27 protein-coding genes are annotated in these 26376 nt (G+C 65.0%); 14 read left to right on the top strand and 13 right to left on the bottom strand.

The window, feature by feature from the left end; translation table 11 throughout:
- Positions 1-10: 10 nt before the first annotated feature.
- Entirely contained in the window at positions 11-808 is a 798-nt protein-coding gene (locus tag ACZ1JY_RS12630) for a LysR family transcriptional regulator (protein WP_118072469.1), read from the bottom strand.
- Positions 809-820: 12 nt separating this feature from the next.
- On the bottom strand, positions 821-1219 hold the full coding sequence (apaG, locus tag ACZ1JY_RS12625) for a Co2+/Mg2+ efflux protein ApaG (protein ID WP_039336501.1): 399 nt from the start codon (positions 1217-1219) through the stop codon (positions 821-823).
- Between the two features lie 112 nt (positions 1220-1331).
- On the opposite strand from apaG, the gene recO reads away from it, so the two are divergent.
- From recO to ACZ1JY_RS12605, 4 genes are read left to right on the top strand one after another with little or no spacing between them, the layout of a single operon-like run.
- Positions 1332-1943: a DNA repair protein RecO gene (gene recO / locus ACZ1JY_RS12620; protein WP_039336415.1), complete on the top strand. Its 612-nt coding sequence runs from the start codon at positions 1332-1334 to the stop codon at positions 1941-1943.
- Between the two features lie 34 nt (positions 1944-1977).
- Positions 1978-3036, top strand: coding sequence for a 3-isopropylmalate dehydrogenase (leuB, locus tag ACZ1JY_RS12615; protein WP_465129495.1), 1059 nt, complete (start codon positions 1978-1980; stop codon positions 3034-3036).
- Between the two features lie 12 nt (positions 3037-3048).
- Positions 3049-4173 carry a glycosyltransferase gene (locus ACZ1JY_RS12610; RefSeq protein WP_118072471.1) on the top strand — a complete coding sequence of 375 codons (1125 nt, stop codon included), beginning with the start codon at positions 3049-3051 and terminating at the stop codon, positions 4171-4173.
- A 1-nt stretch (position 4174) separates the two neighbouring features.
- Entirely contained in the window at positions 4175-4807 is a 633-nt protein-coding gene (locus tag ACZ1JY_RS12605) for a DUF2238 domain-containing protein (protein WP_465129494.1), read from the top strand.
- Here ACZ1JY_RS12605 and ACZ1JY_RS12600 read toward each other — a convergent pair.
- On the bottom strand, positions 4791-6113 hold the full coding sequence (locus ACZ1JY_RS12600; protein WP_465129493.1) for a phospholipid carrier-dependent glycosyltransferase: 1323 nt from the start codon (positions 6111-6113) through the stop codon (positions 4791-4793). The two genes, ACZ1JY_RS12605 and ACZ1JY_RS12600, sit on opposite strands and share 17 nt — an antisense overlap.
- 83 nt (positions 6114-6196) lie before the next feature.
- Between ACZ1JY_RS12600 and ACZ1JY_RS12595 the strand changes: the two genes are divergently transcribed.
- Together ACZ1JY_RS12595 and ACZ1JY_RS12590 are read left to right on the top strand one after the other, a co-directional pair.
- Positions 6197-7405, top strand: a complete 1209-nt coding sequence (locus ACZ1JY_RS12595) for a trans-sulfuration enzyme family protein (RefSeq protein WP_118072473.1) — start codon at positions 6197-6199, stop codon at positions 7403-7405.
- 61 nt (positions 7406-7466) lie between these two features.
- Positions 7467-8834, top strand: a complete 1368-nt coding sequence (locus tag ACZ1JY_RS12590; RefSeq protein WP_465129492.1) for a PAS domain S-box protein — start codon at positions 7467-7469, stop codon at positions 8832-8834.
- Between the two features lie 3 nt (positions 8835-8837).
- On the opposite strand, the gene ACZ1JY_RS12585 is transcribed toward ACZ1JY_RS12590, so the two are convergent.
- The 4 genes from ACZ1JY_RS12585 to ACZ1JY_RS12570 all read right to left on the bottom strand — a co-directional run bounded on the left by ACZ1JY_RS12585 (position 8838) and on the right by ACZ1JY_RS12570 (position 11002).
- The gene (locus ACZ1JY_RS12585) at positions 8838-9113 is read right to left on the bottom strand and encodes a hypothetical protein (protein WP_465129491.1); all 276 of its coding nucleotides are present in this window, start codon (positions 9111-9113) and stop codon (positions 8838-8840) included.
- A 74-nt stretch (positions 9114-9187) separates the two neighbouring features.
- Positions 9188-9439 carry an accessory factor UbiK family protein gene (locus ACZ1JY_RS12580; protein ID WP_039336498.1) on the bottom strand — a complete coding sequence of 84 codons (252 nt, stop codon included), beginning with the start codon at positions 9437-9439 and terminating at the stop codon, positions 9188-9190.
- Between the two features lie 117 nt (positions 9440-9556).
- Complete coding sequence (locus tag ACZ1JY_RS12575; protein ID WP_465129490.1) at positions 9557-10111, bottom strand: TspO/MBR family protein; 555 nt, start codon at positions 10109-10111, stop codon at positions 9557-9559.
- 123 nt (positions 10112-10234) lie between these two features.
- On the bottom strand, positions 10235-11002 hold the full coding sequence (locus ACZ1JY_RS12570; RefSeq protein ID WP_465129489.1) for a TlyA family RNA methyltransferase: 768 nt from the start codon (positions 11000-11002) through the stop codon (positions 10235-10237).
- A gap of 25 nt (positions 11003-11027) precedes the next feature.
- Between ACZ1JY_RS12570 and ACZ1JY_RS12565 the strand changes: the two genes are divergently transcribed.
- Together ACZ1JY_RS12565 and ACZ1JY_RS12560 are read left to right on the top strand one after the other, a co-directional pair.
- A complete protein-coding gene (locus tag ACZ1JY_RS12565) occupies positions 11028-11570 on the top strand; it encodes a hypothetical protein (protein WP_465129488.1) in 543 nt (180 codons plus the stop codon).
- Between the two features lie 426 nt (positions 11571-11996).
- Positions 11997-13100 carry a branched-chain amino acid aminotransferase gene (locus tag ACZ1JY_RS12560; RefSeq protein WP_168903041.1) on the top strand — a complete coding sequence of 368 codons (1104 nt, stop codon included), beginning with the start codon at positions 11997-11999 and terminating at the stop codon, positions 13098-13100.
- A 70-nt stretch (positions 13101-13170) separates the two neighbouring features.
- Here the strand turns inward: ACZ1JY_RS12560 and ACZ1JY_RS12555 are convergent, their stop codons facing one another.
- The gene (locus ACZ1JY_RS12555) at positions 13171-14610 is read right to left on the bottom strand and encodes an OprO/OprP family phosphate-selective porin (RefSeq protein WP_465129487.1); all 1440 of its coding nucleotides are present in this window, start codon (positions 14608-14610) and stop codon (positions 13171-13173) included.
- Between the two features lie 185 nt (positions 14611-14795).
- Between ACZ1JY_RS12555 and ACZ1JY_RS12550 the strand changes: the two genes are divergently transcribed.
- Positions 14796-15704: an SDR family NAD(P)-dependent oxidoreductase gene (locus ACZ1JY_RS12550; protein WP_168903043.1), complete on the top strand. Its 909-nt coding sequence runs from the start codon at positions 14796-14798 to the stop codon at positions 15702-15704.
- Between the two features lie 299 nt (positions 15705-16003).
- A complete protein-coding gene (locus tag ACZ1JY_RS12545; protein WP_465129402.1) occupies positions 16004-16939 on the top strand; it encodes an IS110 family RNA-guided transposase in 936 nt (311 codons plus the stop codon).
- 49 nt (positions 16940-16988) lie between these two features.
- Here ACZ1JY_RS12545 and ACZ1JY_RS12540 read toward each other — a convergent pair whose 3' ends face one another.
- Genes ACZ1JY_RS12540 through argH form a run of 4 tightly spaced genes read right to left on the bottom strand, consistent with a single transcriptional unit; the run spans position 16989 to position 20677 of the window.
- Complete coding sequence (locus ACZ1JY_RS12540; RefSeq protein WP_465129486.1) at positions 16989-17762, bottom strand: precorrin-2 dehydrogenase/sirohydrochlorin ferrochelatase family protein; 774 nt, start codon at positions 17760-17762, stop codon at positions 16989-16991.
- Positions 17763-17777: 15 nt separating this feature from the next.
- Positions 17778-19037 (bottom strand): diaminopimelate decarboxylase, encoded by a 1260-nt coding sequence (gene lysA / locus ACZ1JY_RS12535; RefSeq protein ID WP_465129485.1) that lies wholly within the window; start codon positions 19035-19037, stop codon positions 17778-17780.
- A 9-nt stretch (positions 19038-19046) separates the two neighbouring features.
- Entirely contained in the window at positions 19047-19298 is a 252-nt protein-coding gene (locus ACZ1JY_RS12530) for a hypothetical protein (protein ID WP_465129484.1), read from the bottom strand.
- The gene (gene argH, locus ACZ1JY_RS12525; RefSeq protein ID WP_465130912.1) at positions 19295-20677 is read right to left on the bottom strand and encodes an argininosuccinate lyase; all 1383 of its coding nucleotides are present in this window, start codon (positions 20675-20677) and stop codon (positions 19295-19297) included. Before argH ends, ACZ1JY_RS12530 begins: the two co-directional genes overlap by 4 nt.
- 25 nt (positions 20678-20702) lie before the next feature.
- On the opposite strand from argH, the gene ACZ1JY_RS12520 reads away from it, so the two are divergent.
- From ACZ1JY_RS12520 to ACZ1JY_RS12505, 4 genes are all read left to right on the top strand, one after another.
- Positions 20703-21287 carry a TlpA family protein disulfide reductase gene (locus ACZ1JY_RS12520; RefSeq protein ID WP_118072482.1) on the top strand — a complete coding sequence of 195 codons (585 nt, stop codon included), beginning with the start codon at positions 20703-20705 and terminating at the stop codon, positions 21285-21287.
- A 162-nt stretch (positions 21288-21449) separates the two neighbouring features.
- Positions 21450-22589 (top strand): phosphoserine transaminase, encoded by a 1140-nt coding sequence (locus ACZ1JY_RS12515; protein ID WP_465129483.1) that lies wholly within the window; start codon positions 21450-21452, stop codon positions 22587-22589.
- A 146-nt stretch (positions 22590-22735) separates the two neighbouring features.
- Complete coding sequence (gene serA, locus ACZ1JY_RS12510) at positions 22736-24322, top strand: phosphoglycerate dehydrogenase (RefSeq protein ID WP_465129482.1); 1587 nt, start codon at positions 22736-22738, stop codon at positions 24320-24322.
- Positions 24323-24651: 329 nt separating this feature from the next.
- Entirely contained in the window at positions 24652-25770 is a 1119-nt protein-coding gene (locus ACZ1JY_RS12505) for an ATP phosphoribosyltransferase regulatory subunit (protein ID WP_465129481.1), read from the top strand.
- Between the two features lie 75 nt (positions 25771-25845).
- Here ACZ1JY_RS12505 and ACZ1JY_RS12500 read toward each other — a convergent pair whose 3' ends face one another.
- The gene (locus tag ACZ1JY_RS12500) at positions 25846-26175 is read right to left on the bottom strand and encodes a hypothetical protein (RefSeq protein ID WP_465129480.1); all 330 of its coding nucleotides are present in this window, start codon (positions 26173-26175) and stop codon (positions 25846-25848) included.
- Between the last annotated feature and the right edge of the window lie 201 nt (positions 26176-26376).

Genomic DNA, 26376 nt, shown 5'->3' with positions numbered 1-26376 from the left:
TTACTTAGCTTTACGCGGAAAGCGCCGCGACCAGCTCCTTGACCTTCTTCTGCCGCCACTGCGGCAGGGGCGCGACAAGCCAGTACCCCTTCCGCGAGGTCACGGGCTCGCCCTGCACGACCACGCGGCCCATGCCGATCGCGTTGTCGACCAGCTGATAGGGCACGTGCGCCCGACCCAGGCCCGCGCTTGCCGCGCTGATCGCAGTCCCGGCATCGCCGACCGAGAAGCCTACATCGCCGCCCCCCGGTGCCGGATCGCCCGGCCAGCCGATCCACGGACAATCGGGCGCAGCGTCGGGCGCCGCCACCGTTACCATCAACGATTGGCCCAGCGCGATGCCTTCCAGTTCGCCCGGCCCTTCGGCCCAGCGCACCGCGAGGTCGAGATTGGCTTCGGTAAAGTCGATATCGGCATCGCCGCCAACCAGCGAGAAGCGCATCTGCGGATTGCCGGCGCGAAATGCCGCAAGCCGGGGCGAAAGCCACGCGGCAAAGAAATCGCGCGGGCAGGCAATGGTATAGACGTGGCTCGATTGCCCGGCCTGCATTGCCTGCACGCCTTCCTCGAAGCGCAGAAAGCCTTCGCGGATGGCATCGAGACCGGCAATCGCCTCGTCGGTGAGCTCGAGGCCCTTGGAGGTGCGGCGGAACAGCACGACGCCGAGCAGGTCCTCGAGCGCACGGATCTGCTGGCCGACCGCTGCGGGGGTCACCGCCAGTTCGTCGGCCGCGCGCGTGAACGAGAGGTGCCGAGCCGCCGCGTCAAGCACGCGCAGGCCATTGAGAGGGAGATGGGTCCGCTTCATTGCGAACCGGATTTAGTTTGCCGGAGCCGGTGCCGCCAGAGGAAAGAATGGAATCGCCACATCGAACAGCGAGCCATCGGCACGCTGCATCGTGTAGTGGCCTTCCATGCTGCCGTGATGGGTGCCGAGCGGACAGCCCGAGACGTAATCATGGCTCTGCCCCGGCTGCAGGACGGGCTGTTCGCCCACGACGCCGTCACCGTCGACGAAGTTGATCATGCCCCGCCCGTCGGTGATCCGCCAATGGCGCGACAGCAGTTGTACCGGCTGGTCGCCGTCATTCTCGAGACGGATATGATAGACCCAGAACCATTTGCCTGCTTCCACCCGCGACTGTTCGGGGAGGAAGTTTACGGCGACTCGCACCGTGACGCCTTCGGTGATGGCGGCATGCTGGAAGAGCTGCTTCATGCCCATCAAACTATCGCAAACCGCCAGATGTTCCAACGCCGATGTGCAACTTTGTGGCGCCTGCCCTTGAAGGCATTGCCCAAAAAGGGCGGTGGGCGCAGAGGATGACGCGATGCTGATCCGCGCCCCCGCCATTCTCTGCTCGGTCCTGCCCAACGGCGAACACGGCGCGATCATCCGCGTGCTGACCGCCGACCATGGCCTTGCCGCCGCCTATGTCGCCGGGGCGCGGGGGCGCGAGTTGCGGCCCGTGCTGATCCCCGGAAACCTGATCGAAGTAGAGGTGCGATCGCGCACCGCCTCGCAACTGCCATCGGCCCGTGTCGAATTGGTAGCGAGTCGTGGGCCGTGGCTGTCCGAACCGCTGCCGAGCGCCGGGATCGGCTGGGCCTGCGCGCTGACCGCCGCGACCTTGCCCGAAGGCCACCCTTACCCCGTGCTCTATGAATCGCTCGTCGCCTTGCTCGATGCGATCTGCCACGCCCCCTCGGCGCGCGGCTGGGCGCGGGTTCTGGCAGGTTACGAGGTGCTCCTGCTGCGCGAGGTCGGCTATGGCACGGCCCCGGCCCCACCGCCTGACGAGCAATGGCCAGATCTACTTGCGCGACTGGAGCGTCAGGGCAAAGCCATTGCCAACCGCCTGCTTGCCGATCGCACGCGCGATGTTATGGGGGCGCGCGCGATTCTGCTCGGGCGCCTAAGAAGGATTGGCTTCGACGCATAAGCGGCGAGTGAGCGCAGGCACGAAGGGGTATTTCATGAAGATTGCGGTTCTGCCCGGTGATGGCATCGGTCCCGAAGTGACGCGCGAAGCCGTCCGCGTGATCGAAGCGCTCGGCCTGCCCGACATCGAGATGAAGGAAGCCCCGGTCGGCGGCGCCGCCTACAAGGCCTATGGCCACCCCCTCCCGGCAGAGACGCTGGACATCGCCCGCCTTTCCGACGGCATCCTGTTCGGCGCGGTGGGCGATCCCGATTGCGATTCGCTGGAACGCCACCTGCGTCCGGAACAGGCCATCCTCGGCCTGCGCAAGGAGCTGACCCTGTTTGCCAACCTGCGCCCGGCCAAGGTCTTTGCAGGCCTCGAAGGCCATTCCGCGCTGCGCCCCGAAGTGGCCGGCGCGATCGACATGGTCATCGTGCGCGAGCTCAACGGCGACGTCTACTTCGGCGAGAAGGGCTTCCGCACCGCCGCCAACGGCGACCGCGAGGGTTACGACGTGATGTCGTACAACGAGAGCGAGGTGCGCCGCATCGCCCATGTCGGTTTCCGCACCGCGATGGGCCGCGCCAAGCGGCTGTGCTCGGTCGACAAGGCCAACGTGCTCGAGACCAGCCAGCTGTGGCGCGACGTGGTGATCGAGGTTGCCAAGGAATACCCCGAGGTCACGCTCGAGCACATGTACGTCGACAATGCCGCGATGCAGCTCGTCCGCGCGCCAGGCAAGTTCGACGTGGTGCTGACCGGCAACCTGTTCGGCGACATCCTCTCGGACCAGGCCTCGATGTGCGTCGGCTCGATCGGCCTGCTCGCCTCGGCCTCGCTGGGCGAGCGCCAGACCGCGCATGGCACTTTCGGCCTCTACGAGCCGATCCACGGCTCGGCCCCGGACATCGCAGGCCAAGGCCTTGCCAACCCGATGGCGACGATCCTTTCCGCCGCGATGCTGCTGCGCCACTCGCTCGGCCTTGCTGCTGAAGCGGACCGCGTCGAAGCCGCAGTGGCAAAGACGCTGGCCGATGGCGTGCTGGGCCGCGATCTTGGCGGGAGCGCCGGGACGACGGAAGTTGGTGACGCGGTGCTCGCAAGGCTCTAAAGGCCCCGTCCGATGCTCCAGTTAGCCGTAATTCTTCCGACCTATCGTGAACGCGCGAATATCGCGCCGATGGTCGCGCGTCTCGACGCCGCGCTGCAGGGCGTGGCGTGGGAAGCGATCTTCGTTGACGACAACAGCCCGGACGGCACCGCCGACGAGGCGCGCCGCATCTCGCTCACCGATCCGCGCGTTCGCGTGATCGAGCGGATCGGCCGGCGCGGCCTCGCCTCGGCCGCGATCGAGGGCATGTGCGCCACCGCCGCACCGATCGTCGCGGTGATGGACGCCGACCAGCAGCACGACCCCGAACTGCTGCCCAAGATGCTCGCTGCGGTCGAAAGCGGCGAATATGACATCGCCTACGCCTCGCGCTTTGCCGAAGGGGCGAGCACCGAGGAATGGGGCCGTCCGGACCGGGTGAAGGCCTCGGGCCTTGCCAACCGCATCGCCAACAAGGTGACCGGCGTCGAACTGTCCGACCCGATGAGCGGCTATTTCATGCTCCGCGCCGAAACGCTGCGCGCAGACGCGCACCGCCTTTCAGGCGTCGGCTTCAAGATCCTGCTCGATATCCTTGCGACGGTCGACCGCCCGCTCAAGGTCAAGGAATTCCCTCTCAACTTCGTCGCCCGCATCGAGGGCGAGAGCAAGCTGGACCAGACCGTCGTGTTCGAATTCCTCGTAGGCCTTTACGACAAGTGGCTCGGCCGCATCATCCCGACGCGCTTTGCGCTGTTTGGCACGGTCGGCGCAATGGGTGTTGCGGTACAGCTGGGCGCCCTGTGGGTGCTGCTGAAGGTCATTGCCGGCGAACGCTTCGTCTATGGCAACTGGTCGGAAAGCGCGACGTTCAACACCGCCAACACGCTGGCGGCGATCATCGCGATGACGTTCAACTTCGTGCTGAACAACGAGCTGACCTATTCCGACAAGCGCCTGCGCGGCTTCGGACCGCTGCTGCGCGGCTGGGCGCAGTTCGGCCTGACCTGCTCGCTGGGTCTGCTGACCAACGTCGGTTCGGCTGCCGTGCTCAAGACCATCGGCTTCCACAGCGTGGTCGCGGTGATCGTCGGTATCGTGCTCGGCTCGGTGTGGAACTTCGCGCTGTCCTCGCGCTTTGTCTGGGGCAAGTACTGATTTGCGCGCGGTCGCGGGGATACCGGGACCGCAAGCGCTTCTGCTGGCTCTGACTGCCGCGGGCGCGCTGTTCAGCCTGGTCGATACGCCCTACCCGGCGCTGGCGCCGCTGCAGAACCTCCCTACTCTGGCAATCGTCGCGGGCCTGTGCCTAGCGCTGCGCCGCTGGCCGATGCCGACCAGCGCGGTCGCATGCATTGCCCTGTTCATGGCGCTTCACACCCTCGGCGGGCGCTACATCTATTCCTACGTGCCCTACGAGCAGTGGCTCGGCGCGCTCGGCCTGCCCTCGATCGACCAGGCATTGGGTCTGCCCCGCAATTCGTGGGACCGGCTGGTGCACTTCAGCTTCGGCGCGATGTGGGTCTGGCCGATAGCCTGCTGGCTTTCACGCCATCGCGGGCTGTCGCCTGCGCTCGCCAGCTACATCGCGGTCGAGTTCGTGCTGGCGGGCAGCGCGGTCTACGAGATCTTCGAGTGGCAGCTGACCGTGGTCATGGCCGGGCCCGATGCCGATGCCTACAACGGCCAGCAGGGCGACCCGTGGGACGCGCAGAAGGACATGGCCCTTGCCGGGCTGGGGGCGCTGACCACCGCAATCTGGCTGCGGCTGCGCGCTATTTCCAGCTATTGAGCCAGGTGTAGTCCCGGTACGAATCCTTGCGCGGCAGCTCTCCCGCCGACAGGATCGGATAGAAGCCAATGAACAGGCCGAACGAGAGGACCAGCGTCACCTTGGTCGGCCAGCGCAGGCCGAGGTCCCACCATTCGCCCAGCACCAGCGCCAGCGCGGCCAGCAGGAAGCAGCTTGCCAGCATGTAGTGGTAATAGAACTGTACCGGCTTGCCGTTTATCGCCCAGAAGCCGACGAGCAGGACATAGGCGGCGAAGACCAGCAGGTAGAGACGCTTGCCCCCACTCTTCATGCCCCTCAGGCCGTCCCACGCGCAGAACAGCAGCGCGGGCAGCCCGGCCAGCATGGTGAACGGGTTTCCGATCATCAGCACGCCGCGTTGGGCGCCGTCGACTTCTTCATAGAGGAACCAGATCGCGCGGATATTGGCCACCCACTGCCACCACACGCTCATGTAGGTGTGCGGCTTCTTCACGCTGTCCTGCAGTTCCAGCATGTACTGTTGCCAGTGCCACAGCCCGCCCACGGTCAGCGGCTGCTTTTCATAGAAGAACGCGGGCAGGAAGGTGGCGAGGTAGACCACGACTGGCACCACCCCCAGCCATAGCGCCGCCTCGACCAGCGAGACGCCGGGCACTGGGCCCGCCCCGCGCGAGGCCCACATCAAGCCGCCGCGCCGCCCTTCGAGAGCCTGCCAGCGATTCAGGGCGAAAACCAGTCCGGGCAGCGGCAGCAGCAGCGCGCCGTTCCACTTGGCGCCCAGCGACAGCCCCATGAAAACGCCCGCCAGCAGCAGGTGAGACCGCGCCAGCAAGGTCTTGCCGGAAGGATTGCGCCAGGCCAGCGCCCATTGCCACATGGCCAAGGCCATGAAACCGGCCATCGCCATGTCGAGCAGGGCAATGCGCGACATCATGAACCAGATGAAGTCGGTGGCCAGCAGCAGGCCGAACAAGACCGTGGCGGAGCGTGAAAAGCTCGCCCACCACAGCGCCCGCATCATCGCCCAAAGGCCAAGGCCTCCCAGCACTGCCGAGGGGAAGCGCCAGCCGAACGGCGTATCGCCGATCAGTTGCATCGACCAGGCGATCAATTGCTTGGCAAGCAGGGGATGTTCGGGATTGAGCCGCGCCGTGAGGTCGATCAGCCGCCTTGCCGCCGGCAGGTAATGGACCTCGTCGAACATCGGCTTCGACGGAATGCCGAGCCGGTGCAGCACGAGGAGAAAGAACGCGGACGCGATGACCGCGCACCAGAATGCAGGGTCTTTCTCGCGCGGGGCTGCGGTCTGGAACTGTGGCGTCATGCGTCCTGACCGATAGGGCGCGCGCGCCCGCTTCGCAATCCCGCCGCTTGCGCGCAGCCTTCCGGAAAACTAAGGCGGCTGGCATGAAGAGAACTGCTGGCCAGGACCGTTCGATCACGCAGAAATGGCGTCCCGCAACGCAAGCCGTGCGCGGAGGCACGTGGCGTTCGGAAATGGGCGAAACCTCCGAAGCGCTGTTCCTTACATCCGGCTTTACCTACGACGATGCCGCAACGGTTGCCGCGCGCTTTGCCGGCGAAGCCGAAGGCATGACCTATTCGCGCCTGCAGAACCCCACCGTGCAGATGCTGGAAGAGCGCATCGCCCTGATGGAAGGGGCCGAGGCGTGCCGCACGCAGGCCACCGGCATGGCGGCGATGACCACCGCACTGCTCTGCCAGCTTTCTGCCGGAGACCACATCGTCGCCGCCAAGGCCGCCTTCGGTTCGTGCCGCTGGCTTGTCGACAATCTGCTGCCCCGCTTCGGCATCACCGGCACCACCATCGACGCCTCCGACAATGCCGCTTGGGAAGCCGCGATCAAGCCGAACACCAAGGTGTTCTTCTTCGAAAGCCCGGCGAACCCGACGATGGACGTGGTCGACCTCGAGTTCGTCTGCGGACTGGCCCGGCGCCACGGCATCACCACCGTCGTGGACAACGCCTTCGCCACTGCCGCGCTGCAACGCCCGATGGATTTCGGCGCCGACGTTGTCGCCTATTCGGCGACCAAGATGATGGACGGACAGGGCCGCGTCATGGCCGGGGCCGTGTGCGGTTCGGCGGAGTGGATCAACAACGTCCTCCTGCCGTTCCAACGCAACACCGGCCCGAACATCGCCGCGTTCAACGCCTGGGTCGTCCACAAGGGCCTCGAAACGCTTGACCTGCGCATCCACCGCCAGAGCGAGAACGCGCTGAAAGTGGCAAGCTTCGTCGAAGGCCGCGTGCCGCGCCTGCTCTATCCCTTCCTGCCCAGCCATCCGCAGCATGAACTGGCCAGGAAGCAGATGAAGGCCGGGGGCACGATCTTCTCGTTCCATCTCGATGGCGGATTGAAGCAGGCTCACGCCCTGCTCGACGCGCTGCAATTGATCGACATCTCGAACAACATCGGCGATTCGCGCTCGCTGATGTGCCACCCGGCCTCGACCACGCACTACGGCGTCGGCCCTGAAACCCGCGCCGACATGGGTGTGGGCGAAGGCATGCTGCGCCTCAACGTCGGGCTCGAGGATCCGGACGACCTGATCGACGACCTGGATCAGGCTCTGCGCGCTGCCGGTCTTTGATCAAGGTTAACACCTTGCTCCATTCCGGTTGCATCCCGCCACCCAAGCCCTAAGAAGGGCAGTGGGTGGGGTCGCAACGGAGCAAGCTGCATTGCTGGCCGAGGCCCATCTATCTGCCATAATCCAGTCTTCCGATGATGCGATCATCAGCAAGGACCTTCAGGGGACCGTGCTGAGCTGGAACCCGGCGGCCACGCGCATCTTCGGATTTACGGAAGCGGACATGATCGGCCAGTCGATCCGGCGCCTGATCCCGGAAGAGCGGCAGGCCGAGGAAGACGACATCCTTGCGCGCATCGCCCGGGGCGAACGGGTAAAGAGCTTCGACACCGTGCGTCAGCGCAAGGACGGCGCCCATATCTCCGTCTCGCTCACGGTCTCGCCGATCTACGACAAGGCGGGAAAGATCGTCGGCGCAAGCAAGATTGCCCGCGACATCACCGCGCGCGAAGAAAACCAGCGCGCCTTGCGTGAAAGCGAAATGCGCTTTCGCATGCTGGCCGACAACATCACCCAACTGGCATGGGTTGCCGACCGGACCGGTGCGATCGGTTGGTACAATCAGCGCTGGTACGATTACACCGGGCTGGCAGATGGGGAAAGCAATGGCTGGGGTTGGGACAAGGTCCACCACCCCGATCACCTCGAACGGGTAACCGCGCACTTCAAGGCCAGCATCGACGCGGGCGAGGAATGGGAAGATACTTTTCCCCTGCTCGGGCGCGACGGCGCGTGGCGCTGGTTCCTCTCCCGCGCCACGCCGATACGCGATGGCGGAGACCAGATTCTCTACTGGTTCGGCACCAACACCGATGTCACCGACATGATGGAAAAGGAAGAGCAGATTCGCGTCCTCCTGATGGAGGTGAACCACCGTTCGAAGAATCTGCTGGCCGTGGTGCAGGCCCTCGCCCGTCGCTCCGGCTGCCAGGACCCGGATTTTCTGCACCGCTTCGAACGCCGCCTCGCCAGCCTTTCGGCCAATCAGGACTTGCTGGTACGGCGCGGCTGGTCGACGATCCTGATGGACGAACTGGCCGAGGCGCAGCTGGCAATATTGGGGCGCGAGGCGCGGGCGCAGATCGAACTGCGCGGAGCCTCAATTCCGCTCAGCCCCCGCAGCGCCGAGATCATCGGCATGGCCCTGCACGAACTCGCCACCAACGCGCTCAAATACGGGGCGCTGTCATCGCTGACCGGCAAGGTGGTGCTGTGCTGGGAAGAAACGGCGGACAGGTTCGTGATCGATTGGCGGGAGAGCGGCGTTCCCGTCGTCTATCAGCCGACGCACCACGGCTTTGGCACCACGTTGATGCGGCATATCCCGGCGCGCAGCCTGAACGCCGACGTGACGATCGATTATGCCCCGACAGGTCTGCGCTGGCGGCTGGAGTGCTCGCTCGCCACGGCAAAGATGCTGGAAAGCTGACTGTCAGGCCGCACGCCGACCTTCGCAGTGTTCTGCTTCGGCTGCGGCAGTTGCCTCTTGCTTGTCCTCCGTGATCAGGCGGTTCTCCGCGCGCCCCATCGTCCAGTTCTTGCCGAGGCGGACCTTGCTGTTCGGCGCACACCAGATTTCGCCCGATTCATCGAGCGCCGTCACCCAGATCAGGTTGTGCTCCTGGCCATAATCGATCATGCCGATCGCATAACCATCGCCCTTGCCAAGCACGTGCAAGGGAATTGTCGGATTGAGTTGTGTGAACACGGATATCTTCCTGCATCGCGCCCGCAGGCGCCACTTTGATGCAGGTTAAATCCGCAAGGTAGGGGGCCGGTTCCTCACTCGCCCTTTGAGGCTGCTTCCAAAGCAGCAATGCGAGCCTTGAGCGCTTCCACTTCCTCACGCGCCGATGCTGCCAGTTCCTTGACCGCGTCAAATTCCTCGCGGCTGACGAAATCGAGGCCGCCGAAGATTTCCTTGGCCTTTTCGCGCGCGTTCTCGCCTGCTTCGCGGCCCATGCCGGCAATCGTTCCCGCCGCGCTGTTCAGCAGCTTGACGAAGTCGGCGATCATCGGGTTTTCACTCTGCATGGGCTTGGGTCCTGAATGGCGCGAGGCAGGCGCTGTTGTTCCCGCTATGTGGTCCGCCTCAAGCCCTTGCGCAAGTGGCCGGGAAAGTCAGAACTCGACGCGTCAGATTTTAGGGGGTCAGATTTCCACGCGCTCGGTCTTCGCGGTGCCGAACGCGCCATCTGCGTCGGGGTTGAGACGCCCGAACTCGAACGTCAGTACCGAAGCGAAGCAGACCCACGCCAGATAAGGCAGCAGGAGCATCCCGGCGACGGGGCGCACGCGCCAGAACAGCACCACCGTCAATACGATCGCCGCGGCCATGGCAACGGTGATCCAGAACGCAACGGTGATCTGGTGCAACGCGAAGAAGGTGGGTGACCAGGCAAGGTTGATGAGGAGCTGCACCACGAACATCGCCACGGCAATGCCACGACCTGCCGCCCCGCGCGCCGCAAGGACCATCGCCAGCGCCAGCCCCATCAGGACATAAAGCACGGTCCAGACGATCCCGAAGGCGGCCGGCGGCGGATAGATCGACGGCCTGACCAGCGCATCGAACCACGGATTGCCGGGGCCGCTGCCCGCGGCTTGTCCGGAAAGAAACCCGAGCGCGACGACAAGGGGAATGGTGAACAGCGACCAGCGCAGGAGACTGGCGCGAAGCTGTCCCGAAGAGGCAAGATAGTTCATGGCACCCGCAAGCAACTGCGCGAAACGCGCGATTCGCCGAGGATATTGGCGAGGGGTTGCCTGCTCTGCAATCGGAACTCGTCCCGCATTGCATCCCGCGTGGAGACACAATCCGGGGAAAACTCAACTCCGCAGCGCCGAAACCAGAAATTCGACGTTGCCTTCGGGCCCGGTGATCGGGCTCGGGACGATGCCCTGCACCTCCCAGCCCTCGCTTTCCAGCCACTCGCGCACCTCGCCGCACACCCGCTCGTGCAAGGCGGGATCGCGGACCACGCCGCCTTTGCCGACTTCGGCCTTGCCCACTTCGAACTGGGGCTTGATCAGGGCGACCAGCCGCGTCGGCCGCGCCGCCAGAGAGAGCGGCACTTCGAGCACCTTGCGCAGGGAAATGAAGCTGGCATCGCATACCACCCAGGTTGCCTGCCGATCGATGTGCCCCGGCGTGAGGATGCGCGCGCTTGTCTGCTCGAGCACGGTGACGCGCGGGTCCTGACGCAGCTTCCACGCAAGCTGGTTGGTCCCGGAGTCCACGGCAAAGACATGCTCGGCCCCGCCCTGCAGCAGTACGTCGGTGAAGCCGCCGGTGGAGCTGCCGATGTCCATCGCGGTGACGCCGGACGGGTCGAGGCCGAAATGCTCGATCGCGTGGGCGAGCTTGATGCCGCCGCGCGAAACCCATGGGTGATCGCGCCCGCGCACGTCCAGCGCGGCGTCCAGCGCAAGCGCCTGCCCGGCCTTGGCGATCTTGGTTTCGCCCGAAAAGACCAGCCCGGCCAAGATCAGGGCTTGCGCGCGCGCGCGGCTCTCGACCAGGCCGCGGTCGACCAGCAACTGGTCCACGCGAAGCTTGGATGCGCCGGGCTGTTTCGGGGGGCGGGTTGAGGTCACGGCGCGTTCCTTCCATAACTGCACCATGAAGATCAACCATGCACACCGCCCCCGCCTCGTTTTATCCGGTGCGCTGGCCCTCACACTTTCCGCCTGCGCCACGCCGACGGTGGTCCCGCAAGCTGCGCCTCCGCCTGCGCCCAAGCCGACCCAGGCACCGCCCCCACCGCCACCTGCCCAGACCTTCAAGGACTGGCGCGATGCGCCGCAGACCGTGGGCAACTGGCGCTATGAGCCGGGCGTGGCTCGCTTCGGTCCGGGTGACGCCACGCTGTTCGCGATGGCCTGCAATCGGGGCGCTGCAACGATGAGCCTGATCCGCACCGGCACTTCGAACGTGCCGCTGCCGATGACGGTGGTGACCACCAGCGATACCCGCCCGCTTTCCGCCGATCCCGCGCCGCAAGGCCAACCGCAACTGGTGGCAACGCTGGCCGCGCGCGATCCGCTGTTGGATTCCATGGCGTTCAGTCGCGGGCGCTTTGTCATCGAGGTGAACGGCCTGCCGACGCTTTACCTGCCAGCCTGGGCCGAGGTCGGGCGAGTGATCGAGGATTGCCGGAAATAGCGCGATCCGGTTGCAGGGGTGACCATACTGCAGGCGCGAAGCGGGGATTGTGACGACAATTTTTTTTCGATCAAGTCTTGTTGTTTGGCCCCGGATGAATCACATTCAAATCAAGGCCGGTGAGAACGCAAACTCCCGGTCCAGCAGGCCCAACAGCCTGTGACTTTGGCTCAACAGCGCGAAAGGAGGTGATCCGATGTCTCATGGTTCAGCAGAGAGGTCGGTACAGTCCCGCGCGAGGCATTATCGCTGAGTTTCGATTAAGCGATAAAGGCTTCGTGGGCGGCACTTCCGGCCGCTGACCATGCGAAGGGCCGCTCGGATTGACCGATGCGGCCCTTCACATTTATTACATTCCCCTTGCCTTTCGCGCAACAATAGTTCACGGCGCTGCTTCCTCGATTCTAGCGCAAGGACTGCCTCCCCATGGCGAGCACCGCCGAAACCACCAGCATGACCTTCACCCGCAATCCGCACCCGGCGCCGGTTGCTGCGGACGTGCGTGCGCAGGTGCTGGCGAACCCCGGCTTCGGCACTGCGTTCACCGATCACATGGTCGAGATTGACTACGCTGAAGGCGCAGGCTGGCACGATGCGCGAGTCATTCCATATGGCCCGATCGCGCTCGATCCGGCGGCGGCCGTGTTGCATTACGCGCAGGAAATCTTCGAAGGGCTGAAGGCCTATCGTCTTGCTGACGGCGGCATCGCGCTGTTCCGTCCTGATGCCAATGCGCGGCGCTTCAACGCCTCGGCCCGCCGCCTCGCCATGCCCGAACTGCCCGAAGAGCTGTTCGTCGAAGCCGTGCGCCAGCAGGTCCTCGCCGACAAGGACTGGTTCCCCACGGTCGAGGGCGGCTCGATGTATCTGCGCCCGTTCATGTTCGCGTCCGAGGCCTTCCTCGGCGTGCGCCCGGCGCGACAGTACAAGTTCATGGTCATCGCCAGCCCGGCCGGCAACTACTTCAAGTCGGGCGCACCGGCAGTCTCGATCTGGGTTTCGGACTATACCCGCGCAGCGCCCGGCGGGACTGGCGCGGCCAAGTGCGGCGGCAACTATGCCGCCAGCCTCGTGCCCACCGCCGAAGCCTTTTCGCGCGGACATGACCAGGTGCTGTTCCTCGATGCAGCGGAGCGCAAGTGGGTCGAGGAACTGGGCGGCATGAACCTGTTCTTCGTGTTCGACGACGGTTCGATCCTGACGCCCGAACTCACCGGCACGATCCTGCCCGGTATCACCCGCTCGAGCCTGCTTACGCTGGCCGCCGAAGAAGGCCTGACCGTGCGCGAGGGCCGTTATAGCCTCGACCAGTGGAAGGCCGACGCCGCTTCGGGCAAGCTGATCGAAACTTTCGCCTGCGGCACTGCGGCGGTGGTCACCCCGGTCGGCAAGGTTGCCAACCATGAAGGCGAATTCACGATCGGTTCGGGTGGCCCCGGCCAGCTGACGCAGAAGCTGCGCCAGAAGCTCGTCGGCATCCAGCGCGGCGAGATTGCCGACACCCACGGCTGGGTCACGCGCATCGCCTGATCTTTTTCCAGAGACGTGCAAAGGCCCGCCGCTCCTGATGGAACGACGGGCCTTTTGCTAATGTCACGTCTCAGAAATCGAACTGCGCGCGCATGCCGATGACGTCGGCGTTGTAGTTGCGATCCGCGCCCGCCGCGACTGCTGCATCCTTCAGCCAGAGATGGCCGTAGTCGATGATGAAGCGAACGTAGTCGGTCGGCACCCACAGCAGCGACGCGCCCACCAGTTCCTGCCGCCCACCCAGAACGCCATTGTCGTTCAGATCAAGCCAGTCGTAGCGTGCGTTGACCTGCACCGCGCCGATGCCGCCCTTGTCGACGCCGTTCTTCGGCTTGATCCGGGTCCAGGTACCCTCGCTCGCCTTGTAGGGCAGCGTGTCCCCCTTTGTCAGGAACAGGCCTGCTTCGACATAGCCGCCATTGAACGTCGGGTCGGCAATGGCGCCGGGGCGGTTGACCTTCATCCACTGCGATTCGGCGGTGAAGTGCACCGGCCCACCGGTCCAGCCCAGCTCCACGCCATAGTTCGTTTCCGACAGCGCGCTGATCGCCTTGGTGTCGACAAAGCGGATGTCTGTGGTGTGGGTGAAGGGGCGCGCGCGATAGCGCACGGTGGCGCTGCTGTCGTTGAGATCATGGTAGTGCGCCGACCCGCCGATATGCGCCTGGCCACCGAACAGCTTGGGCTGAAGCGCAAAGCGGCTGTCGATCGAATAGCTGTTGTCGGTATCGGCGTTGAGATCGGTGACGTTGTCGGTAAACACGCCGACCTGCGCCAGGACCATGCCCTTCTGGTATTGCGCCGACAGGCCGAGGCGGCGCTCGAACCCGAAGGCGGTGTTGAACGAGGCGCGTTCCATGAAGCTGGTGAACAGGTCGGACTCGGTGTCCTCCATCGATTCGAACGGCTTGTGCTGGCCGATCGTCAGCGTCAGGTTCTTGATGCCGGTGTAGGTCAGGTAGACGTCGGTCGGATCGATGCTGCTGTTGGCAATGTCCGCCTCGATGCGATAGCCGAAGTTCCCCGGGATCGTACCGTCAAAGCCGAAGTAGGCGCGGCGGAATTCGGTGGCGAGGCCCAGGCTCTTGCTGCCGATCGAGGACGGGGCAGAAACGGACGCGGTATCGATCTGCAGGCGGCCGCGCGGCTTGAAGCTCCACTTGCCCGCCTTGGGGTTCTTCGGATCAGCCGGAGCTTCGATCTTCGGCCCGCCATCCCAGCTGATCGCCACGGGAGGCTTGCCCGATACCGTCGGCGCAGGGATCGCGGCAACCGCCGTAGCCGTGGCATCGGTCTTGGCCTTGGCTTCGGCGAGTTGCCCCTGCAGCGTCTGGATCTGCGCCTGCATTGCCGCCATCGTTTCCATCTGGCTCTGCATCTGCGCCTGCATCTGCTGAAGCTGGGCCTGCATTGCGGCAAGATCGGCATTGGAGGTCGCGGCCTGTGCCGGGACGGCCCAGCCAGCGGCACAGGCAAGGGCAGAAATCGAGACGCGGGTTACGAACTTCATGGCGAATCCTCAGGACTTTGGTCTGCGGCCGAATATGTCTGTTGTGTTACATTTTGTTGACGGTGGTTTGGCTGATTTGTCGCAAATGCTGCAAACCGCCTCGCCCGTTGCGTTCCGCCGCCCGCCGTGGCATCGCAAGGGCATGACTTAATCGCCCGGTTAGGGCGCTCCCGGAGAGACCAGACATGACCATTTCGTTCGAAGGCCGCGTCGCGATCGTTACAGGGGCAGGCGGTGGCCTCGGCCGCGCCTATGCCCTCGAACTCGCCCGCCGCGGCGCGAAGGTGGTGGTCAACGATCTCGGCGGTTCGCGCGATGGCACCGGCCATTCCGACGCTGCGCTGAAGGTTGTCGAGGAAATCGAGGCCATGGGCGGCGAGGCCATGTCGAACGGCGGCTCGGTCAGCGAATACGAACAGATGGTCGAGATGGTCGCCAAGGCCAAGGAACGTTGGGGCGGAGTCCATGTGCTGATCAACAACGCCGGCATCCTGCGCGACAAGAGCTTCACCAAGATGGACCCGGCCGATTTCGAGATGGTCGTGCGCGTCCACCTGATCGGCTCGGCCTTCGCCACCAAGGCCTGCTGGGACCTGATGCGCGAACAGAACTACGGCCGCATCCTCATGACGGCATCGTCCACCGGCCTGTTCGGCAACTTCGGCCAGGCGAACTACGGCGCAGCCAAGCTCGGTCTGGCTGGCCTCACCAAGACGCTCTACCTCGAAGGCGCAAAGAACAACATCAAGGTCAACACGCTGGCCCCTGTCGCCGCCACGCGCATGACCGAGGACATCTTCCCCGAAGAAGCCTTCAAGCTGTTCGGCCCCGAAAACGTCGTCCCCGCCGCGCTCTTCCTCGTTTCGGAAGACGCGCCGACCAACGCCATCGTCGGTGCAGGCGGCGGCGCATACCACGGCGCATGGGTGACGATGAACAAGGGCGTCCTCCTCGCCCCGAACGAACGCACCGTCGAAGGCTTCGCCGCCAACTGGGACAAGATCAGCGACCGCACCGGCGACTTCGCACCGCAGTCAGGCGCAGAGCAGAGCCAGGTGATCATCGGGCAGTTGCAGGCGGCGATGAAGGGGTGATCAAGCTCCTCCCTGTTTTTGCGCAGCACAAACGGGGAGGTGGCAGTCACCGCAGGTGACTGCCGGAGGGGCTTTTCCCCTCCACCACCAGCTTCGCTGGCGGTCCCCCTTGTATCTTGAAAATGGTGCATGATGCGATTGCGGGAGGCTCCGCTAGCGGAGCCTCCCGCCCGTTCGCGAGCCCGTGTCCCCCTTGGTCGTAGCAGCCCGCTGGGGAGCTTGGGCCCGGACGGATCTTCATCAACCCGAACGGTTGCACGGGGCGTTGACCCCGCACACGCAAGGATGGGAACGGAGATATGGCACAGCACGATCAATTTGTCGGTATCGATGTCAGCAAGGCGCGGCTTGATGTCTGTCTGTGGCCGCAGAATGAGGCCTGCGCTTTTGCCAACGACCGGGATGGCTTGCGAGCCTTGATCCGGTGGCTTCGCCGCGTCAGACCCCACGCAGTCGGCTTCGAGGCTTCGGGTGGTTATGAACGCGCTCTGCTGACGGCTCTATGCGAGGCAGACCTGCCCGCTCGACGCGTCAACCCGATGCGCGTGCGCCAGTTCGCCCGCGCTGCCGGGATTCTGGCCAAGAACGACAGGATCGATGCTGCAGCGATCGCGCATTTCTGCGCTGCGCTGCCCCAGCGCGAGGTGGTCCACGATCCTGCCCGCGCCATGCTCGGCGAACTCGTCACGGCACGCCGCCAGCTGTGCGAGGAGCGCACCCGCTGCGCCAACCAGGCCGAGCAGACTGCCAGCGCGCTGCTCAGGCGGATCGCTGCACAGCGGATCAAACGGCTGTCAGCCGAGATCGCGCTGGTTGAAGCAGAGATCGCACGCCTGATCGCGGATCACCCCGAACTTGCCGAGCGCAACGCAATCATGCGCTCGGTGCCAGGCGTCGGGCCGACAACCGCGGCAACGCTCCTCGCGTTCATGCCGGAACTCGGTGCAATGAGCGCCCGACAGGCCGCATCGCTCGTCGGCGTCGCGCCTTTCGATTGCGAAAGCGGGGCCTTCAGGGGCAAGCGACGCATCGCCGGAGGGCGCAAACCTCCCCGCGATGCACTCTATATGGCCGCCCTCGTCGCAAGTCGGCGCAACACCACAATGGCCGTCGCATACCACAATCTGAAAAACGCCGGAAAACCAGCAAAAGTCGCCCTCGTTGCGATCATGCGAAAACTCATCACAGCTCTCAACGCCATGATCCGAAACAAACAGAAATGGGCTGCCACATAGACGGTTGCTCCCCATTTGCACCTGCGGTGAAAACGGGGTGGATTTTGACCTAAGCAAATCGCAACACCACCACGATCCCGCCGTCCGGCGTCGCCTCCCCCGCCAACACCCGCACCGCATCGGCCCGCGCTCGCGACAGGATTTTCGGCGCAACGTCGGCGTCGTGGACCACCACGTCCGCCTGCCCCAGCAGCCGCGCGGCGCGCAGGGTGAGGTCTTCGGGGTCATTCGACGTCAGCACGATCTCGAATCGACCGGACTGGCCTTCAGCGCCTGAGGCCAGCCAGTCTGCCACCTTTGCCTCGCTTCCAGCACGAAACAGGTCAAGTTCCCCGCCCTCGTCCAGCGCCGCATCGAGGGCACGGCGGCGGTCGGCGACCGAGGACCAGCGCTTGCGCATCCCCTCGCGCGCCTCCTCCAGCGCGCGGGCCAAGGCGCCCAGCCCTTGCGGCAGCAGGCGCTCCAGCCGCAGGCGCAGGATCTTGGCCAGGCCCGCCGAGGCCCCGCCGGTGCCCACCGCGATCAGCACCGGGTCGCGGTCAAGGATCGAAGGCGTGGTGAAATCGCACAGTTCGGGCCGGTCGACCACGTTGACCAGCAGGCCGGCACAGCGCAGCCGGATCGCGTCGCCCTGCGCCATGTCGGGATTGTCGTGCGCGATGAAGGCGAGGCGGGCGCCGTCGTCGATCCCGGCATTGATGTCGCGGTAGATCACCCCGCCCGCACGCTCGATCAGGCGCTGCTTGGCCTCAGCCGCGTCCCCCTCGCCCAGCAGGATCACCGGCTGGCCCGCGATGCGGTGGAAGAGGGGGAGCGCCTTCATATCTTCAAACTCGGCTTACTTGAGGAAGTCCGGCACGCGCTCTGCCGCGAGGATCGTGGCGGGATCGATGCGGTCGGCCACCACGGCCCACTTGTCGCCATCCACCATGACCTCGGGCACAAGAGGCCGCGAGTTGTAGGTGTTGGCCATCGTCGCGCCATAGGCGCCCGCGGTGCGGAACACGGCGAGATCGCCGCGCCCGACCTTGTCGATCGTGCGGGCCATGGCGAAGGTGTCCGAGCTTTCGCAGATCGGGCCGACGATGTTGGCGGTGAAGGTCTCGCCCTTCGGCTCCACGGCGGCGAAATCGTGCCAGGCATCGTAGAGCGCGGGGCGCGCCAGATCGTTCATCGCGGCATCGACCACGACCCAGGGATTGCTCGCCCCTTCCTTCACGCGGATGACTTCGGTCACCAGCACGCCGGTGTTGCCGGTGATCACGCGGCCCGGCTCGAACATCAGCGTCACGCCCCAGTTGCCGGTCACGCGCGCGACCATCGCAGCGTATTCGGCAGGCTGCGGGAACACCTCGCCCGCCTTGTAGGGCACGCCGACGCCGCCGCCCAGGTCCATGTGCGTGACAGAATGGCCCGCCGCGCGGATCTCTTCCATCAGCCCGCCAACCTTGTTGAAGGCGGCTTCCAGCGGCTCGAGCTTCGACAATTGGCTGCCGATGTGCAGCGTGAGGCCGCGCATGTTGAGGCCGGGCGTGTTGGCCAGACGGCCATAGATCGCGGCGGCACGGTCGAACGGAACGCCGAACTTGTTCTCGGCCTTGCCGGTGGAAATCTTGCCGTGCGTTCCTGCGTCAACGTCAGGGTTCACGCGCAGTGCGGCAGAAGCCACCTTGCCCATCGACGCGGCGATTTCCGCAAGCTCCAGCCCTTCTTCCTCGCTTTCGAGGTTGAACTGGCCAATCCCGGCCTCGATCCCGCGGCGCATTTCGGCAGCGGTCTTGCCCACGCCCGAGAACACGATGCCATCGGGCGCCATGCCTGCCGCCAGCGCCCGCTCCATCTCGCCGCCCGAGACGACATCGGCGCCATAGCCTTCGGCGGCCAGCACCTTGAGCACGGCAAGATTGGGGTTGGACTTCACTGCAAAGGCGATCTTCGCATCGCGCAGGATGCTTAAGGCATCGCGAAACACGCGAGCATGCCGGGTCAGCGTGGCGCGCGAATAGACATAGACAGGCGTGCCGACTTCCGCCGCGATCACCGGCAGGGGCACCTTCTCGGCGCAGAGCACGCCGTCGTTCAGTTCAAAATGGTCCATCGGAAAGTCTCAGTCTTCGGGAGGCAGATCGAAAGGATCGTCTTCGCGATCCTGCGAGCGGCGACGCGGCTCGACATTGCGCGCAGGGGCTGCCTGCGCGGGGGTTTTGAGCAGGTCATCCGCGCCCGGCTGCACCTCGCGGCCATAGGGGATCGGTGGCGGCGTCTGGTCCGGCGCCAGCTTCAGCTCGGCCTTGTTGCCGCAACCGCCCAATGCGAGTGCGCCAAGGCCTGCCAGCAGAATGTTGCGCGATTGGCTCAAGCCGATTCCTCCAGCCCCAGCGCGATGCGCGCCTGGGCCACGCGCTTCCTTACCTCGTCCGGCGCGGTTCCGCCATGGCTGCAACGCGCAGCCACGCTCGCTTCGACCGAAAGCGCGGCATAGACGCGATCGTCGATGCGCTGGTCGATCGCCTTGAGGTCCTCGATCGACAGCTGATCGAGCGCGATGCCGCGCGATTCGGCCAGCTTCACCGCAGAGCCGGTGATGTGATGCGCCTCGCGGAACGGGATGTTGGCTTGCCGCACCAGCCAGTCGGCAAGGTCAGTCGCCGTGGCATAGCCCAACTCGGCAGCGGCGCGCATCCGGTCGGTGCGGAACTTGGCTTCAGCGACCATCCCGGTCATCGCCGCGATCGACAGGGCCAGCAGGCTCGCCGCTTCGAACACCGGCGGCTTGTCGTCCTGCATGTCCTTTGAATAGGCCAGCGGCAGGCCCTTCATCGTGATCATCAGCGCGGTCAGGCAACCCACGATCCGCCCCGAATGGCCGCGCACCAGTTCGGCGGCATCGGGGTTCTTCTTCTGCGGCATGATGCTGCTGCCGGTCGACAGGCTGTCGGGCAGCGTCACGAAGCCGAAGGGCTGGCTCGCCCAGATGATGAACTCTTCCGCCAGCCGCGAAAGGTGCAACGAGCACTGCGCCGCAGCCATCAGGTAATCGAGCGCGAAATCGCGGTCGGACACCGAATCGAGGCTGTTGTCCGTCGGCCCATCGAAGCCGAGCGCCTCAGCCGTGCGGAAACGGTCGATGGGGAATCCGGTGCCCGCCAGCGCCGCCGCGCCCAAGGGGCTGCGGTTCATCCGCACCCGCGCATCGGCAAAGCGCGAACGATCCCGCCCGATCATTTCGTAATAGGCCATCAGATGATGGCCGAGTGTGACCGGCTGCGCGGTCTGCAGGTGAGTGAAACCGGGCATGATGCTGGCCGCATGCTCGCCCGCGCGCGAAACCAGCGCGACCTGCAGCTGTTTGAGGCCCAGCTCTGCCTGATCCATCGCATCGCGCACCCAGAGGCGGAAGTCGGTCGCCACCTGATCGTTACGACTGCGCGCGGTGTGGAGGCGACCTGCCGCCGGGCCGATCAGTTCGGCAAGGCGGCTTTCGGTGGTCATGTGGATGTCTTCGAGGTCCCAGTTCTCGGGCACCCCATTGGCTTCATACTCTGCCGCGACCTTGTCGAGGCCATCGGCGATCAGCGCCGCATCCTCGGCCGAAACGATGCCTTGTTCGCCGAGCATGTCCACATGGGCCTTTGACGCGGCGATGTCTTGCCGCCACAGCGCCTTGTCGAAGGGAATCGAGGCGTTAATCTCGCGCATGATCGCCGAGGGACCGCCCGCGAAGCGCCCGCCCCACATCTGGTTGGAGCCTGATTTGTCGCCCATGTCCGTCTATTCGCCCAAAGTGCTGTTGCTCGTGGCGGCCCTTGCCGTTGCCGGGTGCGATAGGCAAGGCCAGAGCGACTCGCAACCGCAGACGACGGCGGCACCTACGGAATCTGCCGCGAAGGGCGAATTCAACGGCACACTCGACATTGCCAATCGCGGCAAGGACATGCCCGATTTCACCGTGACCGACCCGTCGGGCAAGTCGCTCAAGCTGCGCGACCTCAAGGGCAAGCCGGTGCTGGTCAACCTGTGGGCAACGTGGTGCGGGCCCTGCGTCCTCGAAATGCCGATGCTCGACAAGCTGGCGGCGGACAATTCCGGCAAGCTGCGGGTCCTGACCGTATCGCAGGACATCGAAGGCGCCGCCAAGGTCGCCCCGTTCTATGCCGAGCGCAAGTTCACCGCGCTCGAACCCTGGCTCGACACCGAGAACAACCTCGGCTTCTTCTACGAGACCGGAATGCTGCCGACGACGGTGCTCTACGACAAGGATGGCAAGGAAGTCTGGCGCATGATCGGCGCGCATGACTGGTCTGGTCCGCGCACGGCCGCGATGCTTGCCGAAACCCTCGGACAGTAGGCCTTCTGAACCCGGCAGTTGTGGGTGAGTTGGGGGAGACTTGCCCCTGAGTTCATGAGAGTTGGAAACCGATAAGGTTTGACAAATCCCGCTGCGCCACTAGGGCGGTCGGCGGGCCACGCGGTCCCAACGCCGCGCGTGCTCTCTGTAAGGAGAGACTACATGTCTGCTACGATTCCGGCTCGCAAGCCTGCGCGCCCCTATTTCTCGTCCGGCCCCTGCGCCAAGCCGCCCGGATATGCCCCCGAAAAGCTCAGCACCGAATCGCTCGGCCGGTCACACCGCGCCAAGATCGGCAAGACGCGCCTTCAATATTGCATCGACCTGATGCGCGAAGTGCTGCAGCTGCCCGATACGCACCGTATCGGCATCGTTCCGGGGTCTGACACCGGCGCTTTCGAAATGGCGATGTGGACGATGCTCGGCGCTCGCCCCGTCACGACGCTGGCCTGGGAATCGTTCGGTGAAGGTTGGGTCACCGATGCCGCCAAGCAGCTCAAGCTCGATCCCACGGTCCTGCGCGCCGACTATGGCCAGATCCCCGATCTGAACGCGATCGACTGGTCGAACGACGTGCTGTTCACCTGGAACGGCACCACCTCGGGCGTGCGCGTGCCGAATGCCGATTTCATCCCGGCCGACCGCGAGGGCCTCAGCTTTGCCGACGCCACCTCGGCAGTCTTTGCCTATGACATCGACTGGTCGAAGATCGACGTTGCCACCTTCTCCTGGCAGAAGGTTCTTGGCGGCGAAGGCGGCCACGGCGTGCTGATACTCGGCCCCCGCGCGGTCGAACGGCTTGAGACCTACACCCCAGCATGGCCTCTCCCCAAGGTGTTCCGCCTTGTTTCCAAGGGCAAGCTGGCCGAAGGCGTGTTCAAGGGCGAGACGATCAACACCCCCTCGATGCTCGCGGTTGAAGACGCGATCTTCGCGCTCGAATGGGCCAAGGGCCTCGGCGGCCTCGAAGGCCTCAAGGCGCGCAGCGATGCCAATGCGGCGGCGCTGAACAAGATCGTCGAAGAGCGTTCGTGGCTCTCGCACCTCGCCGCTGACGAAGCGACCCGGTCGAAGACCTCGGTCTGCCTCTCGGTCGAAGGCGCGGATGCTGACTTCATCAAGAAGTTTGCAGCCCTCCTCGAAAAGCAGGGCGCGGCCTACGACATCGCCGGTTACCGCGATGCCCCGGCCGGCCTGCGCATCTGGTGCGGCGCGACCGTGAACGCCGAGGACATCGCCGACCTCGGCCCGTGGCTCGACTGGGCCTACGAGACGACCAAGGCCGAACTGGCCGCGGCCTAAGCTGCCTCTAGCCCTCTCCCCTTGAGGGGAGAGGGTTGGGAGAGGGGACTTGCCCCTTGTTCCCGCATTTTCCAACCATTTCAGGGCCGGTGACAGGACTCCCCCTCTCCCCGGCCCTCTCCCCTGAAGGGGAGAGGGAGACACTTATGACCAAGCCCAAGGTTCTCATTTCCGACAAGATGGACCCCAACGCCGCCCGCATCTTCACCGAGATGGGCTGCGACGTTGACGTGATCACCGGCGAGACGCCGGAACAGCTGATCGCCCGCATCGGCGAATACGATGGCCTTGCCATCCGTTCCTCGACCAAGGTGACCAAGGCGATCCTCGATGCCGCCACCAACCTCAAGGTCATCGGCCGCGCCGGCATCGGCGTCGACAACGTCGACATCCCTTACGCCTCCTCGAAGGGCGTGGTGGTGATGAACACCCCGTTCGGCAACTCGATCACCACCGCCGAACACGCCATCGCGATGATCTTCGCGCTCGCTCGCCAGATCCCCGAAGCCAACGCACAGACCCAGGCGGGCCTGTGGCCGAAGAATGGCTTCATGGGCGTTGAAGTCACCGGCAAGACGCTCGGCCTGATCGGCGCGGGCAACATCGGCTCGATCGTCGCTGCCCGAGCGCTCGGTCTCAAGATGAAGGTCGTTGCCTTCGACCCGTTCCTGACGCCCGAGCGCGCCGTGGAAATGGGCGTGGAGAAGGCCGATCTCGATACGCTGCTGGCCAAGGCGGACTTCATCACGCTGCACACGCCGCTGACCGACCAGACCCGCAACATCCTTTCGGCCGAGAACATCGCCAAGTGCAAGAAGGGTGTGCGCATCGTGAACTGCGCGCGTGGCGGCCTGATCGATGAAGCAGCGCTGAAGGCTGCGCTGGATTCGGGCCAGGTAGCAGGGGCCGCGCTTGACGTGTTCGAGACCGAGCCCGCCAAGGAATCGCCGCTGTTCGGCACGCCGAACTTCATCTGCACCCCGCACCTCGGCGCGAGCACGACCGAAGCACAGGTCAACGTCGCGCTTCAGGTGGCCGAGCAGATGGCTGATTTCCTCGTGACGGGCGGCGTGACCAACGCGCTCAACATGCCTTCGCTTTCGGCAGAGGAAGCGCCGAAGCTCAAGCCTTACATGGCGCTGGCTGAAAAGCTCGGCAAGCTGGTCGGCCAGCTCGCCCACGACAACCTGACCAAGATCGCCATCGAGGTTGAAGGCGCCGCCGCGCAGCTCAACCAGAAGCCGATCACCGCTGCCGTGCTCGCTGGCCTGATGAGCCAGTATTCGCAGAGCGTGAACATGGTCAACGCGCCATTCCTCGCCAAGGAGCGCGGGCTGGATGTGCGCGAAGTGCGCCATGACCGCGAAGGCGAATACCGCACGCTGGTGCGCGTCACCGTCAGCACCAGCCAGGGTGAGCGTTCGGTTGCGGGCACGCTGTTCGGCAACGGCCAGCCGCGCCTTGTCGAGATCTTCGGCATCGGCATCGAAGCCGACCTCGACGGCGACATGCTCTACATCGTCAACTCCGACGCGCCGGGCTTCATCGGCCGCATCGGCACGCTGCTCGGCCAGTCGAACATCAACATCGGCACCTTCCACCTCGGCCGCCGCGAAGCCGGTGGCGAAGCCGTGCTGCTGCTCTCGCTCGACAGCCCGGTGCCGCAGGACGTGCTCAAGGAGGCCTGCGACATCCAGGGCGTCCGCACGGTCAAGGCGCTGAACTTCGTCTGATCCAGCGTCAGCGTGAAATCGAGGGGCGGGTGCAGCGATGCGCCCGCCTTTTCCGTTTCGCGCGGAGGCGCGGAGAAGATTACGGGCTCCGCCCGGGATGAATCACGCAAAGACGCAAAGACGTGAAGAGGTTGCGCGCGCCGCAGGCCTTCATTGCCAATCGAATGGCGTGTAGAGGAGAATGCGGCTGCGCCGCTTGGCGCGACATCTTCGCGTCTTTGCGTCTTTGCGTGAGATATCCTTTTCTTCTCCGCGCCTCTGCGCGAAATAAGAACACGCGCAACATCACAGGTTCGACATTTCCCATCCATCCCGCTAAGCGCGCCGACATGACCGACGTCGATTCCAGCTTGCTGCCCGAGGGGCTTGAGGACCGCCTGCCACGCGAGGCGGCGACCACCACGCGCGTGATGCGCAGCATTCAGGACGTGATGCACGGCCACGGCTATGACCGCGTGCTGCCGCCGATGATCGAGTTCGAAAAGAGCCTCGCCGCGCGCATGGCGGGTATCCAGTCGCGGCGCATGTTCCGCTTCACCGATCCCTCGAGCCTGCGGATGATGGGCCTGCGTTCCGACCACACCCCGCAGATCGGCCGCATCGCGCAGACGCGGCTGGCCGAAGCGGCGCGCCCCCTGCGGCTGATGTATGCAGGCCAGGTCCTGACCATCAAGAGCGACGGGCTGAACCCGGCGCGCGAGAAGCTGCAGTGCGGGGCCGAATTGGTCGGCGCGGACAATCTGGCGGCGGCGACCGAGATCGTCTCCATCGCGGTCGAGGCCCTGCAGGCGGCAGGCGCGCGCGGCGTCAGCGTCGATTTCACCCTGCCCGATCTGGTCGACACTCTCGCCGCCAAGGCCTTCCCGCTGGCGCCCGAACAGATCGAGGCGGTGCGGCGCGAACTCGACACCAAGGATGCGGGCGGCCTGCGCGATGTGGGCGGCGAGGCCTATGTGCCGCTGCTCTACGCCACTGGCGAGTTCGACAGCGCGATCGAGAAGCTGTGCGAGATCGATGCGGGCGGCGCGCTCGCCTCGCGCATCGCCGCGCTCAGGCAGATCGCCAAGAGCCTGAACGGCGCGGCGCGGCTGACGCTCGATCCCAGCGAGCGCCACGGCTTCGAATACCAGACCTGGTTCGGCTTCACCCTCTACGCCGAAGGCGCGCGTGGCCCGTTGGGGCGCGGTGGCACATATCGCATCGCGGGCAACGGCAAGGATGAGGCCGCTACCGGCTTCTCGCTGTATCCGGATGCGCTGATCGACCTGCTCTCGGCCAGCGAAACGCCAGAGGACCGCGTGTTCCTGCCGCTGGGCCATGACCGCGATGAGGCAGCGCGGCTGCGCTCGATTGGTTGGCGCACCGTTGCGGCGCTGAGCGATACGGATAGTGCGCAAGCGCTGGGGTGCACGCATGTGTTGGGTAAGAGCGGGCCGGAAAAGGTTTGAGGTGAAGTAAGGGCAGTTTGCCCATTCTTCACTGAAAGCCGTCGGTCCTGTCACTGCCCCACAGCGGCCAGTGGGCTAGGTCAGCGCCCACACGATCGAACCCGCGCCTACTAACGCCAGCGCCAAGCATCCCCACCAAGGCACCTCGACACCATCAAAATAATCGCCGGTTGACAGATATGTGCGAAGAGCGGCGCGCTGAGCGGCACCATATCTCGCGTCACGAGCACGAATATCACTGTCGGAAAGAAAATGGGCCACGATCTCTGGCGTGTCCATCCCGAACGCTTCAAGCTGGCGGTCTAGCTCGTCGCAAAGACGATCAACAGTCCGCCAGTTTACCGTAAGTTCCTCTTCTGCGGCGAGAATTTCCGCTAGGCGGGCTTGGATGTCTCTGAGCGTCATTGATCTTGCATAACCATTCCCTACCGTTGCGCTCAACTGCCTCCCGCGCCAACCCTCCCATCGAAGCAAGAGCGTCACAACTCCAAAACCCATCGTCCCGGATTTGATCCGGGACTTGGCTTTTCTTCTTCAGCGCTGGGCCAGGAAGAGAAGCCAAGCCCCGTGTCGAGCACGGGGCGACGGTGAGGTCGGTTTGGAAAC

It is taken from the genome of Novosphingobium sp. BL-A-41-Hi4B-X5A, assembly GCF_055521705.1.
The sequence above is the reverse complement of the archived record's forward strand: the minus strand, read 5'-3'. Positions and strand labels throughout refer to the sequence as shown.